General features: G+C 57.3%; 17 protein-coding genes. 10 read left to right on the forward strand and 7 right to left on the reverse strand.

Going from position 1 to position 16,164, the window contains the following annotated elements:
* Positions 1-87: 87 nt before the first annotated feature.
* The 4 genes from groL to H7698_RS20240 form a co-directional block, all read right to left on the reverse strand.
* Positions 88-1,731 carry a chaperonin GroEL gene (groL, locus tag H7698_RS20225; protein ID WP_162439429.1) on the reverse strand — a complete coding sequence of 548 codons (1,644 nt, stop codon included), beginning with the start codon at positions 1,729-1,731 and terminating at the stop codon, positions 88-90.
* 49 nt (positions 1,732-1,780) lie between these two features.
* The gene (locus tag H7698_RS20230; protein WP_054045166.1) at positions 1,781-2,074 is read right to left on the reverse strand and encodes a co-chaperone GroES; all 294 of its coding nucleotides are present in this window, start codon (positions 2,072-2,074) and stop codon (positions 1,781-1,783) included.
* A gap of 246 nt (positions 2,075-2,320) precedes the next feature.
* Complete coding sequence (locus H7698_RS20235) at positions 2,321-2,797, reverse strand: FxsA family protein (protein WP_194692617.1); 477 nt, start codon at positions 2,795-2,797, stop codon at positions 2,321-2,323.
* Between the two features lie 66 nt (positions 2,798-2,863).
* Positions 2,864-3,595: a HugZ family pyridoxamine 5'-phosphate oxidase gene (locus H7698_RS20240; protein ID WP_194692618.1), complete on the reverse strand. Its 732-nt coding sequence runs from the start codon at positions 3,593-3,595 to the stop codon at positions 2,864-2,866.
* Positions 3,596-3,759: 164 nt separating this feature from the next.
* On the opposite strand from H7698_RS20240, the gene H7698_RS20245 reads away from it, so the two are divergent.
* Positions 3,760-4,518, forward strand: coding sequence for an SDR family oxidoreductase (locus H7698_RS20245; protein ID WP_194692619.1), 759 nt, complete (start codon positions 3,760-3,762; stop codon positions 4,516-4,518).
* 157 nt (positions 4,519-4,675) lie between these two features.
* On the opposite strand, the gene apbC is transcribed toward H7698_RS20245, so the two are convergent.
* Positions 4,676-5,770 (reverse strand): iron-sulfur cluster carrier protein ApbC, encoded by a 1,095-nt coding sequence (apbC, locus tag H7698_RS20250; RefSeq protein WP_194692620.1) that lies wholly within the window; start codon positions 5,768-5,770, stop codon positions 4,676-4,678.
* A gap of 389 nt (positions 5,771-6,159) precedes the next feature.
* Between apbC and metG the strand changes: the two genes are divergently transcribed.
* The 8 genes from metG (at position 6,160) to H7698_RS20290 (ending at position 12,946) form a co-directional block, all read left to right on the forward strand.
* Positions 6,160-8,211, forward strand: a complete 2,052-nt coding sequence (gene metG, locus H7698_RS20255; RefSeq protein WP_194692621.1) for a methionine--tRNA ligase — start codon at positions 6,160-6,162, stop codon at positions 8,209-8,211.
* Positions 8,212-8,330: 119 nt separating this feature from the next.
* On the forward strand, positions 8,331-8,900 hold the full coding sequence (locus H7698_RS20260) for an Rnf-Nqr domain containing protein (RefSeq protein ID WP_194692622.1): 570 nt from the start codon (positions 8,331-8,333) through the stop codon (positions 8,898-8,900).
* The gene (rsxB, locus tag H7698_RS20265) at positions 8,897-9,907 is read left to right on the forward strand and encodes an electron transport complex subunit RsxB (RefSeq protein WP_194692623.1); all 1,011 of its coding nucleotides are present in this window, start codon (positions 8,897-8,899) and stop codon (positions 9,905-9,907) included. The genes H7698_RS20260 and rsxB overlap by 4 nt, the downstream gene beginning before the upstream one ends.
* Entirely contained in the window at positions 9,894-10,886 is a 993-nt protein-coding gene (locus tag H7698_RS20270) for an RnfABCDGE type electron transport complex subunit D (protein ID WP_194692624.1), read from the forward strand. The genes rsxB and H7698_RS20270 overlap by 14 nt, the downstream gene beginning before the upstream one ends.
* Positions 10,883-11,494, forward strand: coding sequence for an RnfABCDGE type electron transport complex subunit G (locus H7698_RS20275; protein ID WP_194692625.1), 612 nt, complete (start codon positions 10,883-10,885; stop codon positions 11,492-11,494). The genes H7698_RS20270 and H7698_RS20275 overlap by 4 nt, the downstream gene beginning before the upstream one ends.
* Positions 11,487-11,996: an Rnf-Nqr domain containing protein gene (locus H7698_RS20280; protein ID WP_194692626.1), complete on the forward strand. Its 510-nt coding sequence runs from the start codon at positions 11,487-11,489 to the stop codon at positions 11,994-11,996. Before H7698_RS20275 ends, H7698_RS20280 begins: the two co-directional genes overlap by 8 nt.
* Positions 11,997-12,021: 25 nt before the next feature.
* Complete coding sequence (gene nth, locus H7698_RS20285) at positions 12,022-12,660, forward strand: endonuclease III (RefSeq protein WP_162439418.1); 639 nt, start codon at positions 12,022-12,024, stop codon at positions 12,658-12,660.
* 106 nt (positions 12,661-12,766) lie between these two features.
* Complete coding sequence (locus H7698_RS20290; RefSeq protein WP_162439417.1) at positions 12,767-12,946, forward strand: PA3496 family putative envelope integrity protein; 180 nt, start codon at positions 12,767-12,769, stop codon at positions 12,944-12,946.
* Positions 12,947-13,012: 66 nt separating this feature from the next.
* Here H7698_RS20290 and H7698_RS20295 read toward each other — a convergent pair whose 3' ends face one another.
* The gene (locus H7698_RS20295; RefSeq protein ID WP_162439416.1) at positions 13,013-13,639 is read right to left on the reverse strand and encodes a response regulator transcription factor; all 627 of its coding nucleotides are present in this window, start codon (positions 13,637-13,639) and stop codon (positions 13,013-13,015) included.
* A gap of 475 nt (positions 13,640-14,114) precedes the next feature.
* On the opposite strand from H7698_RS20295, the gene H7698_RS20300 reads away from it, so the two are divergent.
* Positions 14,115-14,735 carry a hypothetical protein gene (locus tag H7698_RS20300; RefSeq protein ID WP_162439415.1) on the forward strand — a complete coding sequence of 207 codons (621 nt, stop codon included), beginning with the start codon at positions 14,115-14,117 and terminating at the stop codon, positions 14,733-14,735.
* A 153-nt stretch (positions 14,736-14,888) separates the two neighbouring features.
* On the opposite strand, the gene H7698_RS20305 is transcribed toward H7698_RS20300, so the two are convergent.
* The gene (locus H7698_RS20305) at positions 14,889-16,106 is read right to left on the reverse strand and encodes an argininosuccinate synthase (RefSeq protein WP_008155574.1); all 1,218 of its coding nucleotides are present in this window, start codon (positions 16,104-16,106) and stop codon (positions 14,889-14,891) included.
* Between the last annotated feature and the right edge of the window lie 58 nt (positions 16,107-16,164).

The raw sequence follows: 16,164 nt of genomic DNA on the forward strand, positions 1-16,164 counted from the left end.
CGGTCTCCTCGGCAGACCAGATTGAGGGCATTAAAAAACCCCGCCTGCTTTCGCAGGCGGGGTTTTTAGTACAGGGGTAAGGCTGGCTTACATCATGCCGCCCATGCCACCCATACCGCCCATGTCTGGCATACCGCCGCCAGCTGGGCCGTCTTCCTTGATCTCGGCGATCATGGCTTCGGTGGTGATCATCAGGCTGGCGATGGAAGCCGCTGCCTGAAGAGCCGAACGAGTCACTTTAGCCGGGTCCAGGATACCCATTTCGATCATGTCGCCGTATTCGCCGGTAGCAGCGTTGTAACCGTAGTTACCCGAACCCTGCTTGACCTTGTCGACAACTACGCTTGGCTCGTCGCCGGAGTTGGCAACGATCTGGCGCAGTGGCGCTTCAACAGCGCGACGCAGCAATTGAATACCAACGTCCTGATCAGCGTTGTCGCCTTTCAGTTCGGAGATTGCCTGCAGAGCGCGAACCAGTGCCACGCCACCGCCAGGTACCACGCCTTCTTCAACGGCTGCACGGGTAGCGTGCAGGGCGTCTTCAACGCGGGCTTTCTTCTCTTTCATTTCAACTTCGGAACCAGCGCCAACCTTGATCACTGCAACGCCGCCGGACAGCTTGGCCAGACGCTCTTGCAGTTTTTCACGGTCGTAGTCGGAAGAAGTATCAGCCACTTGCTGACGGATCTGCAGAACGCGAGCCTGGATGTCAGCCTCAACGCCGGCACCGTCGATCACGGTGGTGTTTTCTTTCGACAGGATGACGCGCTTGGCATTACCCAGGTGTTCCAGGGTAGTGCTTTCCAGGCTCAGACCGATCTCTTCGGAGATAACGGTACCGCCAGTCAGGACAGCGATGTCCTGCAGCATTGCCTTGCGACGGTCGCCGAAGCCTGGAGCCTTGACGGCTGCGACTTTAACGATGCCACGCATGTTGTTCACAACCAGAGTCGCCAGGGCTTCGCCTTCAACGTCTTCAGCCACGATCAGCAGTGGACGGCCGGCTTTTGCAACGGCTTCCAGTACTGGCAACATTTCGCGGATGTTCGAGATCTTTTTGTCGACCAGCAGGATCAGCGGACCGTCGAGCTCGGCAGTCATGGTCTCTGGCTTGTTGACGAAGTACGGGGACAGGTAGCCACGGTCGAACTGCATGCCTTCAACAACCGACAGTTCGTTTTCCAGGCCCGAGCCTTCTTCAACGGTGATCACGCCTTCTTTACCGACTTTTTCCATGGCTTCGGCAATGATGTCGCCGATGGAGCTGTCGGAGTTGGCCGAGATGGTGCCGACCTGAGCGATTGCCTTGGTGTCAGCGCAAGGCTTGGACAGGGCTTTGAGCTCTTTGACGATAGCGATGGTCGCTTTGTCGATGCCGCGTTTCAGGTCCATCGGGTTCATGCCGGCAGCGACGGCTTTCAGGCCTTCGTTGACGATCGACTGAGCCAGAACGGTAGCGGTGGTGGTGCCGTCGCCTGCGTCATCGTTGGCACGGGAGGCAACGTCTTTGACCAGCTGCGCGCCCATGTTTTCGAAGCGATCTTTCAGCTCGATTTCTTTGGCAACGGAAACGCCGTCCTTGGTGATGGTCGGAGCGCCGAAGCTCTTCTCGATGATCACGTTACGGCCTTTAGGGCCCAGGGTCGCTTTTACTGCGTCAGCCAGGACGTTGACACCGGCGAGCATTTTCTTGCGGGCGGAATCGCCGAATTTAACTTCTTTAGCAGCCATGATCGATATTCCTTAAATACTTTGTAGTAGCGGGAAAATGAGCGGGGAATCAGCCTTCGATAACAGCGAGAATCTCGTTCTCAGCCATTACCAGCAGGTCTTCGCCGTCGACTTTCACAGTGTTGCTGCCGGAGTACGGACCGAACACAACCTTGTCACCCACTTTAACGGCCAGTGCGCGCACTTCACCGTTTTCCAGCACGCGGCCGGTACCGACAGCGAGGATCTCGCCGCTGTTGGCTTTTTCAGCAGCCGAACCTGGCAGGACGATACCGCCAGCGGTTTTCTTTTCTTCTTCGCTGCGACGGATGACGACGCGGTCATGCAGAGGACGAAGCTTCATTGTCGATCTCTCCTAATTGTGGTTTTCATCGGCCGGTGTAGTCCCGGCGGGTTTAACAAATCCGGCGGTGCCGGGTGCGGCTCGACAAGCGAGACGCGGAAGTCTGTCTGGCGTGAATGCCAGAAACCTTGCGGTGACCGTTACATAAGGGCGCATAAGCTTATTACAAGAGCGGGGATCGAAAATTTTTTACCTTGATACCCCGAAAACGAACACGGCACCCGAAGGTGCCGTGCAGTGAAGCGGTTACTTGGGATCGCGGTGTTCGAACTCGCCTTCAATCACGTTCGGCTCGCGGCCCAGAGGCTCGCGGGGGGCCGGACCGCCACGGGATTGCAGGTCATCGGCGAACGCACGCTGCCGGATGGCCTGCTCTTCGGCGCGCTGGCGCATTTTATCGGCCAACAGCCGACGGGAGATCGGCAGCAGCATGATCAGACCCAGCACGTCGGTGACGAAACCCGGCAGGATCAACAGGCCACCGGCCAATGCCAGCATCAGCCCTTCAAGCATGGTCTGGGCCGGCAGCTCGCCACGGTTCAGGCTTTCACGAGCGCGCAGCGCAGTGGCCAGACCGGCGATACGCAGCACGAATACACCGAGCATCGAGCCGAGAATGACCAGCAGGAGGGCCGGGAAAAACCCGATCGCACCGCTGACCTTGACGAATACGAACAGCTCCAACACCGGAAACAGTACAAAGAGCAATAAAAAAGGGCGCATCAAATGGTTCCTCAACGCAAGAATGCCTTGCCAGTTTCCCTTAGATGACGTCGCCGTTCTGTGAATTCAAGCGTCGGCCACTTCATTTTTTGGCCAATGATCGGCGTGAGCCAGAAAAACCAAGGCTTCGCGCACTTGTGTCGGCGTATTACATGGGGCTTGGAACGGCAGCCAGTAGAGCGTCTGACCGATGCGCAAGTGCATGCCTTCAGTATCGATACCGGCCAACAGCGCCGGCTCGGTCTTGGGCAAGCCCGCCAGTTCTACATAGTGAGCAATGGCCTTGGTGTGATCGGCGTTCATGTGCTCGACCATGCTGACTTCAGCCTTGCCGGCGAACGGGTTCGCCAGGGTCAGATGATCAACCCAGTGAATCGCGCCGAAACCGCCGATGTAGCGATGGCGTACGGGTTTGAGCACCCAGAAATCGAAATCGTGAGCCTTGTGATAGTTCCGGGAGTCCGGGAAATAGCGGTAGTAGCGCTCGGCTGCCGCCTCTATCACGGTCGCGTCCTCAAGCTTCTCGGCTTCGGCCAGGTAGGTCAGTCGACCAACGGCTTGCACGTCTTCGGCTCCGCGCTCGCCCACGAACAAGGAACATTTCGGGTCTTTTTGCAGGTTATGCGTGTGCTGGGCAATTCGACTGATCAGGATCAGCGGCCGGCCTTGCTCATCCAGGCAGTACGGAACGACAGATCCGAAAGGAAAACCTGGCATGGCCTTGGAGTGGGTCGACAAGACTCCACGGTATTCCTTGAGAAGCAATTCTCGGGCATTCTTGGCCGCTTCAACGCTCAATTTATGACTCCTTATATAGAATCCGTCGAAAAAACGGACAGGCGCCTGGTGATAGTTCCAGCGCGTCATCGGGGCAGTTCTCATGTGCAGCCGGGTGTTATCAGGTGCAGATCGAGAGGCCCTCTAAAAATAAGACCACTGCGATCTACTACCGGGGCATGCGAATGCAACTCACTGACAAAGTAATCATTATCACGGGCGGTTGCCAGGGTTTAGGCCGCTCCATGGCCGAGTATTTCGCCGGCAAAGGCGCGAAACTCGCGCTGGTGGACCTGAACCAGGAAAAGCTCGATGACGCCGTCGCCGCGTGCAAGGCCAAGGGCGTTGAAGCCCGCGCCTACCTGTGCAATGTGGCCAACGAAGAGCAGGTTACGCACATGGTCGCTCAGGTGGCTGAAGACTTTGGCGCAATCCATGGCCTGATCAACAACGCCGGGATCCTGCGTGATGGGTTGTTGATCAAGGTGAAAGACGGCGAAATGACCAAGATGACCCTGGCCCAATGGCAGGCCGTGATCGACGTCAACCTGACCGGCGTGTTCCTGTGCACCCGCGAAGTGGCGGCCAAAATGGTCGAGCTCAAAAACAGCGGTGCGATCATCAATATTTCGTCGATCTCCCGCGCAGGCAATGTCGGTCAGACCAACTATTCCGCCGCCAAGGCCGGTGTCGCGGCGGCGACCGTGACCTGGGCCAAGGAACTGGCACGCTACGGCATTCGTGTGGCGGGGATTGCGCCGGGCTTTATCGAAACCGAAATGACCTTGGGCATGAAGCCTGAGGCCTTGGAGAAGATGACGGCGGGGATTCCGTTGAAGCGCATGGGCAAGCCGGAAGAGATCGCCCATTCGGCTGCTTACATCTTCGAGAACGACTACTACACCGGTCGGATTCTGGAGATGGATGGCGGGCTGCGTATCTAAAGCCCTCTCAGATCAATGTGGGAGCTACCTGTGGCGAGGGGATTCATCCCCGTTGGACTGCGAAGCAGGCCCCAGTTTTTTGGGGCGGCTGCGCCGCCCAACGGGGATGAATCCCCTCGCCACAGGTAGCTCCCACAGTTAATTGTGTTTCAGGTCATCAATCGTCGCTGATGGTGATGTTCGGCATCGCCGGCGATACCGCTTCCTGCAACACGATCCGCGCGCCGACATGGCGAGCGAGCTCCTGGTAAACCATTGCGATAGGGCTGTCCGGCTCGGCGATCACCGTCGGTTTGCCGCCATCGGCCTGTTCGCGGATCGCCATCGCCAGTGGCAACGACGCCAGCAACTCGACGCCGTACTGGCTGGCCAGTTTCACACCGCCGCCCTCGCCGAACAGATGCTCGGCATGCCCGCAATTGGAGCAGATGTGCACGGCCATGTTTTCCACGACACCCAGCACCGGAATGTTGACCTTGCGGAACATCTCGACGCCTTTGCGTGCGTCGAGCAGCGCCAGGTCTTGCGGTGTAGTGACGATGACGGCACCGGCCACCGGGACCTTCTGCGCGAGGGTCAGCTGGATATCACCGGTGCCTGGCGGCATGTCGATGACCAGATAATCCAGGTCGCCCCATGCGGTCTGGGTGACCAGTTGCAACAGCGCACCGGAGACCATCGGGCCGCGCCAGACCATCGGAGTGTTGTCGTCAGTCAGGAACGCCATGGACATCACTTCGACACCATGGGATTCGATCGGCACAAACCACTTCTGGTCCTTGACCTTTGGTCGGGTGCCTTCAGGGATGCCAAACATGATGCCTTGGCTCGGACCATAGATGTCCGCGTCGAGAATCCCGACCTTGGCGCCTTCGCGGGCCAGGGCCAGGGCCAGGTTTGCAGCGGTGGTGGATTTCCCCACGCCGCCCTTGCCGGAAGCCACGGCCACGACGTTCTTGACGTTGGCCAGGCCCGGGATCTGTGCCTGAGCCTTGTGCGCAGCGATGACACTGGTGATGTCGACACTGGCGCTTGTCACGCCCTCCAGGCCTTCGATGGCCATTTGCAGCATCTGTGCCCAGCCACTTTTGAACAGACCGGCGGCGTAGCCCAGTTCCAGCTGGACGCTGACACGATCACCCTGGACGTCGATGCTGCGCACGCACCCGGCGCTGACCGGGTCCTGGTTCAAATAAGGGTCGGTGTATTGGCGAAGGACGGCTTCCACCGCTGCGCGATTGACGGCGCTCATGGGCAACTCCGATAGCAAGACTGGAAAATCAGGCGGGTATCGTACCTGTTCTGAGCAATGGACGGCATGCCAGACAATCATTTGCAGTGGACATGCTCCTGTGGCGAGGGAGCTTGCGTGTGGCGAGGGGATTTATCCCCGTTCGACTGCGCAGCAGTCGTCAATCCAGCGCACTCAGTTTATTAGACGTACCGTAATGGCTGATTCATGGGCCGGCTTCGCCACCCAACGGGGATAAATCCCCTCGCCACAAAAAAGACCCCTGCACCGCACTCATCCGAAACAACAATTTTTTCGGTCAGGGCATTTGGATACAGGCACACGGGGTGAAAAATATGCGCCGGCGCTTTATAGTGGCCGACCTCCGTTTCATCAAGTAGCCGAGCCCCATGTCCGAGCCACGCAAGATCCTCGTCACCAGCGCCCTGCCCTATGCCAATGGTTCGATCCATCTTGGCCACATGCTGGAATATATCCAGACCGATATGTGGGTGCGCTTCCAGAAGCACCGCGGCAACCAATGCATCTATGTCTGCGCCGACGACGCCCACGGTTCGGCCATCATGCTGCGCGCGGAAAAGGAAGGCATCACCCCGGAACAACTGATCGCCAACGTCCAGGCTGAACACAGCGCCGACTTTGCCGAGTTCCTGGTGGACTTCGATAATTTCCACTCCACTCACGCCGAAGAAAACCGTGAGCTGTCGAGTCAGATCTACCTGAAGCTGCGTGACGCCGGTCACATCGCCCAGCGCTCGATCACCCAGTACTTCGATCCGGAAAAGAAAATGTTCCTGGCCGACCGCTTCATCAAGGGCACCTGCCCTAAATGCGGCACGCAAGACCAGTACGGCGACAACTGCGAAAAATGTGGTGCGACCTACGCCCCCACCGACCTGAAAGATCCGAAGTCGGCGATCTCCGGCGCCACTCCGGTGCTGAAGGATTCCCAGCACTTCTTCTTCAAGCTGCCGGACTTCCAGGAAATGCTGCAAGCCTGGACCCGCAGTGGCACCCTGCAAGACGCCGTTGCCAACAAGATCGCCGAATGGCTGGATGCCGGCCTTCAACAGTGGGACATCTCCCGCGATGCGCCGTACTTTGGCTTCGAGATTCCGGACGAGCCCGGCAAATATTTCTACGTCTGGCTGGACGCGCCGATTGGCTACATGGCGAGCTTCAAGAATCTTTGCGCCCGTCGCCCGGACCTGGATTTCGACGCGTTCTGGGCCAAGGACTCTACCGCCGAGCTGTATCACTTCATCGGCAAGGACATCGTCAACTTCCACGCCCTGTTCTGGCCAGCCATGCTCGAAGGCGCGGGTTTGCGCAAGCCGACCGGCATCAACGTGCACGGCTACCTGACGGTCAATGGTCAGAAAATGTCCAAGTCCCGAGGCACCTTCATCAAGGCCCGGACCTACCTGGATCACCTGTCGCCGGAATACCTGCGCTACTACTACGCGGCCAAGCTGGGCCGTGGCGTCGACGACCTGGACCTGAACCTCGAAGACTTCGTGCAGAAGGTCAACTCCGACCTGGTCGGTAAAGTCGTCAACATCGCCAGCCGTTGTGCCGGTTTCATCAATAAAGGCAATGCCGGTGTGCTGGTCGACACCAACGCCGCGCCCGAGCTGACCGATGCGTTCCTGGCCGCAGCGCCAAGCATTGCCGACGCCTATGAAGCCCGCGACTTTGCCCGGGCCATGCGCGAAATCATGGGCCTGGCCGACCGCGCCAACGCCTGGATCGCCGACAAGGCTCCGTGGTCGCTGAACAAACAGGAAGGCAAGCAGGAAGAAGTCCAGGCCATCTGCGCCACCGGCATCAACCTGTTCCGCCAGTTGGTGATTTTCCTCAAGCCTGTGCTGCCACTGCTGGCCGCTGACGCCGAGGCGTTCCTGAACGTCGCGCCGCTGACCTGGAACGACCACGCGACCTTGCTCGGCAACCATCAGCTGAACGAGTTCAAGCCGCTGATGACCCGAATCGATCCGGTCAAGGTGCAAGCCATGTCCGACGCTTCGAAAGAAGACCTGACGGCCAGCCAGACCGACACCGGCAACGCTGCACCCGTTGCCGATGGCGAACTGGCCAAGGATCCGCTGTCGCCGGAAATCGATTTCGATGCCTTTGCCGCAGTCGACCTGCGTGTTGCCCTGATCGTAAAAGCCGAACACGTGGAAGGTGCCGACAAGCTGCTGCGCCTGACCCTGGACATCGGTGGGGAGCAACGTAACGTGTTCTCCGGGATCAAGAGTGCTTACCCGGACCCGTCCAAGCTCGACGGTCGCCTGACCATGATGATCGCCAACCTCAAGCCGCGCAAAATGAAGTTCGGCATCTCTGAGGGCATGGTGATGGCCGCCGGTCCTGGCGGTGAAGAAATTTACCTGCTCAGCCCGGACAGCGGCGCCAAGCCAGGTCAGCGCATCAAGTAAGTTTGCGCTACAACCCTATCCCACAGTCGTGCCCGGCGCGCCTGTGGGATTTTCATGTCTGGCCCATACTATTGTTGGAGCTATTGCGCAGCGCATAAAAACGCTTCAGGCAAACGATCATGACCGAGACGCTTCTGACACTCATCAGCGCTGCCCTGATCAACAACTTCGTGTTGCACTGGCCGTTGGGCGTCGATCCACTGCTCGGCGCCCAGCGCCAACAGGTCCATGCACTGGGCATCGCAACGACCAGCCTGATGCTGGTGGTCGGCGTGCTCGGCTATACGCTCTATCAGGGGGTGTTGGTGCCGTTGGAGCTGGCATCGTTGAGTCTGTTCGTGTTCCTGTCGCTAAACGTCCTGTTGATAACTCCGCTGCTGACGTTGTTGACGCGACGGCTGCCACAGCTTTCCTTCCAGGGACTTTGGCCACTGGTGCTAGGCAACGCCGGACTCTTGGGGTTAATGCTGATCAACGCTCAGGACGACAAGGGCTTTTTCCACGCTACGGCGCTGAGCCTGGGTGCCGGGTTGGGGCTCTGGCTGGTGCTGAGCCTGTTCAGCGATTTGCGCCAACGCACGCTCGATAACGATGTCCCCCTGCCCTTTCGGGGTCTGCCGATCGATCTGATCAGCGCCGGCCTGATTGCAGTGGCTTTTCTCGGATTTACCGGACTGATCAAAACATGAGTCTGATTCAACGCATCGACGCCCTCTTGCCGCAGACCCAATGCGGTAAATGCGGTCATCCCGGATGCAAACCCTACGCCGAAGGCATTGCCGGCGGAGAGTCGATCAACAAATGCCCTCCCGGCGGCAGTGAAACCATCGCGGCCCTGGCCAACCTGTTGAAAGTACCGGTGCTGGAACTGGATACCAGCCGCGGTTCAGCGCCGGCGCAAATTGCTTATATTCGGGAAGCCGAGTGCATCGGTTGCACCAAGTGCATTCAGGCCTGCCCGGTGGATGCGATCGTCGGCGCGGCGAAACTGATGCACACGGTCATCATCGACGAATGCACCGGTTGCGATCTGTGCGTAGCACCTTGCCCGGTGGATTGCATCGAAATGCGCCCGCTGCCGCTGGCGACGGTTGTACCGATTGTCGGCGGGCTGGCCGTCAGCCTTGAAGAACAACGCTCGCGAGCGGTTAAACGCAATCACGCACGGCGTCGCTTCGAGCAGCGCAATGCCCGTTTGCATCGTGAAGAAGAACAGAAACTGGCCGAGCGTCAGGCCCGTGCGCATCGAACCGCGCCACAGCCCAGCGCCTCGACGCTCGATCCGGTGCAGGCCGCACTGGAACGCGTTCGGGCACAAAAGGCTGCCAACGCCGACGCGGCTCTGAAAAAAGCCAAGATCGATCTGGCCATGAGCCGCGCGCAGTTGAATAAATCACTCAAGGCGTTTGGGCACCCTCCCACCTTCGACCAGCAGTCGCAGTTGATCATCCTGCAGCAGCAATTCGAGGCGGCCGAACAGGCATTGGCAACACTGGAAGACGGTGCAGCGGCCCTGCCGACGCCGGCTCCCCCGGCGAAAAATGCTGAGCTGAATCGGGCAAAAATCCAGTTGGCCATGCGTCGCGCCGAGCTAAAGAAGGCGCAATCCAGCGAATTGCCGCCGGAGCAGATCGAGGCATTGGAACGTGCGCTGAACGAAGCCGAGCGCCTGGTGGACAGTTATGCCACCCCTTGAATCGGTCGACGAGCGTCTGCAGCAGGTCATGAAGCTGGTGTTGCTGGCGACCGTGCCAGGCATGCTGACGATGTTTTGGCTGTATGGCTGGGGTGTATTGATCAATCTCATTCTCGCCGCTGTCTCCGCGCTGGCCGTTGAAGCGGTGATGCTGCAACTGCGCAAGCGCCCGATTTCGGCGTACGTGTGGGACGGTAGCGCGCTGGTCACCGCGACATTACTGGCGTTGGCGTTGCCGCCTTATTGCCCTTGGTGGTTGACCGTCAGTGCCGCGAGCTTTTCGATGGTGCTCGGCAAGCACCTGTACGGCGGAGTCGGTAGCAATCCGTTTAACCCGGCCATGCTCGGTTTCGCCTTGGTGATGGTGAGCTTTCCTCAACCGATGACCCATTGGCCATCGTCCCACGGTATGGACCTGATGGGCGGTTTGCAGCAGGTCTTCGGCTTCAGCACCGGCCCGTCACCGGATGCCTGGGTTCAAGCCACCGCACTGGACAGCCTGCGCATCAACAAAAGCCTGACCATGGACGAACTGTTCGCGGGCAACCCTGCGTTCGGTCACTTTGGCGGACGTGGCGTGGAATGGGTCAACCTGGCGTTCCTCGCGGGTGGCGTTTTTCTGCTGCAACGGCGGGTGTTCAGCTGGCATGCGCCTGTCGGCATGCTGGCGAGCCTGTTCGTCATCAGCCTGGTGTGCTGGAACGGCTCCGGCTCCGACTCCAATGGGTCTCCGCTGTTTCACCTGCTCACCGGCGCGACCATGCTGGGCGCTTTCTTCATTGCCACCGAGCCGGTGTCCGGCCCCAAAAGCCCCGGCGCCCGCTTGATGTTCGGTGCGGGTGTGGGACTGTTGACGTACCTGATCCGCACATGGGGCGGTTATCCCGATGGTGTGGCGTTTGCCGTCCTATTGATGAACCTCTGCGTACCGGCGCTGGAGCGACTGGTCACATCGAGACAGGAAAGGATTACGCCGTGAACCGTGCAACGAGTGGTGTGATCCTGGTGTTGATTGCAGGTCTGGGCATGGCTGCGACGTACTTCGCGCAGCATGTCAGCGCCCCGGGGATCGCCGCGCAACAACGCCTGATCGACAGTCGCAACCTGCTGGATATGCTTTCGCCTGACAGCTACGACAATCAACCGCTGGAACTGCCGCTCACACTCACCGACCGCACATTGGCCAACAGCACGCTGCTGGCTGGCTATCGCGCGACCAAAGCCGGTCAACCGAGCGCCGTATTGCTGCGCAGCCAGACTACCGGTTACGCAGGCACTCTCGAGCTGCTGATCGCCATCGACGTCAATGGCATGTTGCTGGGCGTCAAAACGCTCAAGCAATCCGAAACCTCCGGGCTGGGTGCGCGAATCGCCGAATGGCCGAATGGTTGGCTTCAGGTGTTTTCCGGCCTGTCTCTGGCTGAAACCGGCAACAATGGCTGGGCGCTGAAAAAGGATCAGGGGCAATTCGATCAGATAGCGGGGGCGACCATCACCTCCCGCGCTGCGATCAATGCGATCCATGATGCGTTGCGCTATTTCGATGAACATCGACAAGCGTTGATCGGGGTTAACAGCCATGAGTAAGACATCGTCACTGCGGAACTCGCTGATGCTCGCGCCATTGATCGGTGCTACGGGCTCGTGGATGACTGCTCTGGGCGTGTGGCTGATGTTTATGGTGGTGACCCTGGCCTTCGGCCTGAGCATGAATGCCGTGAGATCCCGCTTGATGCCTGCGACCCATTTGATGACGGGGGTATTACTGGCGGCGACGCTGACCGGTTGCGCGGAATTTGCCGCACGGGCCTGGTCACTGCAATGGCACCAACACCTCGGAATCTACTCCGGATTGATAGCTCTGCAGTGCGTCATTCTGGACCACTCCGGTTTTTTCCAAAGTGCCTGGCGTGATCGCCTTCGGTTGTGCGTCCTGTTCGGCGCATTGATGGTCGGCCTCGGACTGCTGCGTGAACTACTCGGCACGAGCGGGTTGCGGCTGGCCACCCTGGCACCCGGCGGCTTTATCCTGCTCGGATTGCTGATCGCCGCCTGGCAGGCTTGGGCCCGACCGACCTCATTACACTGACCTCCTTCGGGGAAACGTACTGTCCATGAATGCAGCAAAACGGCTGGAAATTTTTCGCAGGCTTCACGAAGACAACCCGGAACCGAAAACTGAACTGGCCTACTCCTCGCCGTTCGAACTGCTGATCGCAGTGATTCTCTCGGCGCAGTCAACCGACGTGGGCGTCAACAAGGCCACCGCCAAACTCTACCCGGTGGCGAATACCCCAGCAGCCATTCATGCGTTGGGTGTCGAGGGGCTGTCGGAGTACATCAAGACCATCGGCCTGTTCAACAGCAAAGCGAAAAATGTGATCGAGACCTGTCGCTTGCTCGTGGAACGTCACGGCGGCGAAGTGCCGCAGACTCGCGAGGAGTTGGAAGCGCTACCAGGGGTGGGTCGCAAGACGGCGAATGTCGTGCTCAATACCGCGTTCCGTCAGCTGACCATGGCCGTAGACACTCATATTTTCCGGGTCAGCAACCGCACCGGCATTGCGCCAGGCAAGAATGTGGTCGAGGTGGAAAACAAACTGATGAAGTTCGTGCCGAAGCAATATTTGCTCGATTCTCACCATTGGCTGATCCTCCATGGCCGCTATGTCTGCCTGGCCCGCAAGCCTCGCTGCGGGAGCTGTCGCATCGAAGATTTGTGCGAATACAAGCACAAGACTTCGGACGATTGAGCCGCTATTGGTTTTATTGATACATCGATTGAAAAAATCTTTTTTACCCGCAGGGAGATTATCGCTATAAGAGGCGCCAACGGCAGTCTTAGCCTGGAGTTAACCTATGAGCACTGGCAAAGAGCAATTGGACGTAGAAGAAGACTTCACAGCCGTTGAAGCCGAAGACGCTGAACCGGTAGTGGAAGTGGCAAAGACCAACCTCAGCAAGCGCCGTACCATCGACAATATGCTGGAGGAGCGCCGACTGCAGAAGCAATTGGCCGACTACGATTTTGACCTATGACACCTAAAAGCCTCCCGAAACGGAGGCTTTTTAACAGGTGCGAAACCTTGATGAACGCGAGCTCAATCACACCAGACCATTGCGTTGTGCCAGCTCGATCAGGTCAACCAGTGAGCGAGCATTAAGCTTCAATAGCAGCCGGGTCTTGTACGTGCTGACCGTTTTATTGCTGAGAAACATTCCATCGGCAATCTCCTTGTTGGTTTTACCTCGAGCCAACTGTTGCAATACCATCATTTCTCGTCCGGACAAGCGATCCACCATGTCCGCTTCACTGGCATTTCCCAAACTGGAACGCACGGTGTGCAAGGCCTGGTTTGGAAAGTAGCTGTAACCTGACAATACGGCCTTTATTGCACTAAGCAGCTCAGTAAGATCCTGCTGTTTGCAAACATATCCTGCGGCGCCAGACTGCATGCAACGCATTGAAAAATGCCCCGGAGCCTGCGACGTTAAAATCAGGACTTTAATCGGCATTGCTGTCGATACCAGGCGCGCAATAACTTCAAGTCCGTCCAACTTTGGTATATGGATATCCAGAATGACAATATCCGGCATATGGTCACGAGCCAGCTGCAATGCATCCACGCCATTATCGGTTTCGGCAACGACCTCGTAGCCATGACGCTCCATCAGCATACGTACCGCAAGACGAATGACGGGGTGATCATCCACGATCAGCACTTTATTCATGGGCAAGTCCAATTTCGCTGTTCGAATTTTTAGAACCAGCACAATAGCCTAGTCGTTTCGCCCATGGCATGGCATGCCCCCCGCTCGCCTGCACCGAGAGACGCTTCCTACAAATTTTAAAGATTTATCCTACAAAAAAACCTTCTGAACAGCCCCTCTGAAGTATAAATAGTCTCCTAATATTTCGTTTTTTTATAGTTTTTGTATCTATTCACAACAACAAACATGCTAACAAAAACGTGAGCTGCCAATGCAATATTGACCTCACAATAGATTACGATAAAGAAGCCGGAGTTCCTGGATAATCATATCTCATACTAAAATTACCGCACCCCGCAAATCACCCCATTCGACACCACCCAACTACTATAAAAAAACTAATCCATTCTAAAATCAAAGCGCCAGTTGATTCACTGCACCGTTCTAAAAAACCATTAACCCATCGAGAAAAAGATAAAACAAATGAGAAAAAATTATGGACAAACTCAAACAGCGAATAACCAACCCCATGACAGTTATCGCCATATTCGCAACACTGTCTGAAACATCAGCGGCTATCTCTCTGCCCTTTCTCGACGATTCGGAACGAGAGATTTATGTCTGGTTTCTAATCAGTTTCCCTTTTTATTTACTGCTGCTTTTCTTCGCCACGCTAAATTTCAACTACCGCTCACTCTATGCGCCTGCCGACTTTGAAAAGAGCAAACATTTCCTGAAAGTCATGGGCAACGAGCGCTCGCAGACGCGCGAAGCCAAAGCGCCAAGCGAGGCAGGTTTGCACATACCCCAACCGATGGAGCATTACATTCGTTTTCCCAAGCGTCTCAAGGATCTCTATATCGTCGACGTGCGGGGGGTCAGTAAAAAAGCTGTCATCAACGCTTCAGTGGAGAACATTCAGGACGAACCGGGAAAACCAGCCCGTGCAATCGTATTCATCACGTGTGCGGATTCGGAGGTTTTGCTGAAAGCGAGTGCGCTCGATAATTTCAAGCACGTAAAAAAAAGCAGCACGTTCTGCGCTTCTTTCAATTTGAGCTCAAATGACCTGACGATCATGGAACAAAACTGTCCCTTGGCTCATGGCAACCAATAGCCTTGAGACACAACCAGAGAGATAAAACGGGAAGGAATTGGAAAGCGCACGAGAAAACGCAGCGCATTCAAATGGAACATTTCTTTTTTCGACTGTGTGGCCTTGTCGATGACAAGGCCACACATCACTGCGCGGGGTGAACGCTCAAAGGGCTCAGAAAAGCTTCCGGCCTTTGTTCGCGGCAATGCGCATGCGCAACGCATTGAGCTTGATAAAGCCCGCCGCGTCCGCCTGGTTGTAGGCACCGCCGTCTTCTTCGAAGGTCGCAATGTTGGCATCGAACAACGATTCGTCGGACTTGCGACCTGTAACGATCACATTACCTTTGTACAGCTTCAGACGCACAACACCGTTCACGTGTGCCTGGGAGGCATCGATCATCTGTTGCAGCATCAGGCGCTCCGGGCTCCACCAGTAACCGGTGTAGATCAGGCTCGCGTACTTTGGCATCAGCTCGTCTTTGAGGTGAGCCACTTCACGGTCCAGCGTGATCGATTCGATCGCACGGTGAGCGCGCAGCATGATGGTGCCGCCCGGGGTTTCGTAGCAGCCACGGGACTTCATGCCCACGTAACGGTTTTCCACGATATCCAGACGGCCGATACCGTGCTCGCCACCGATTTTGTTCAGGGTTGCCAGAACGGTGGCCGGGGTCATCTCGACGCCGTCCAGTGCAACGATGTCGCCATTGCGGTAGGTCAGTTCCAGATACTGAGCCTTGTCAGGAGCCTTCTCCGGGGAGACGGTCCACTTCCACATGTCTTCTTCGTGCTCGGTCCAGGTGTCTTCCAGCACGCCGCCTTCATAGGAGATGTGCAGCAGGTTGGCGTCCATCGAGTACGGGGATTTCTTCTTGCCGTGACGCTCGATCGGAATATTGTGCTTCTCGGCATAATCCATCAGCTTCTCGCGGGACAGCAGGTCCCACTCACGCCAAGGGGCAATCACTTTCACACCTGGTTTCAAGGCGTAAGCGCCCAGTTCGAAACGAACCTGGTCGTTACCCTTGCCGGTAGCACCATGGGAGATAGCGTCAGCGCCGGTTTCGTTGGCGATTTCGATCAGGCGTTTGGCAATCAACGGACGAGCGATGGAAGTACCCAACAGGTACTCGCCTTCGTAAACGGTGTTGGCGCGGAACATCGGGAAAACGAAATCACGCACGAACTCTTCGCGTAAATCGTCGATGTAGATCTCTTTGACGCCCATGGCCTGAGCCTTGGCGCGTGCAGGTTCGACCTCTTCGCCCTGACCCAGGTCAGCGGTGAACGTCACCACTTCACAGTTATAAGTATCCTGCAGCCACTTGAGGATCACCGAAGTGTCCAGGCCGCCGGAATACGCCAGAACGACCTTGTTTACGTCCGCCATGCCATCACTCCACGGGGTTCTACGGAAAGCCGTCGAGTCTACCGGTCATGCGCAATAA

Source organism: Pseudomonas sp. p50(2008) (assembly GCF_015351605.1).
Taxonomy (GTDB): domain Bacteria; phylum Pseudomonadota; class Gammaproteobacteria; order Pseudomonadales; family Pseudomonadaceae; genus Aquipseudomonas.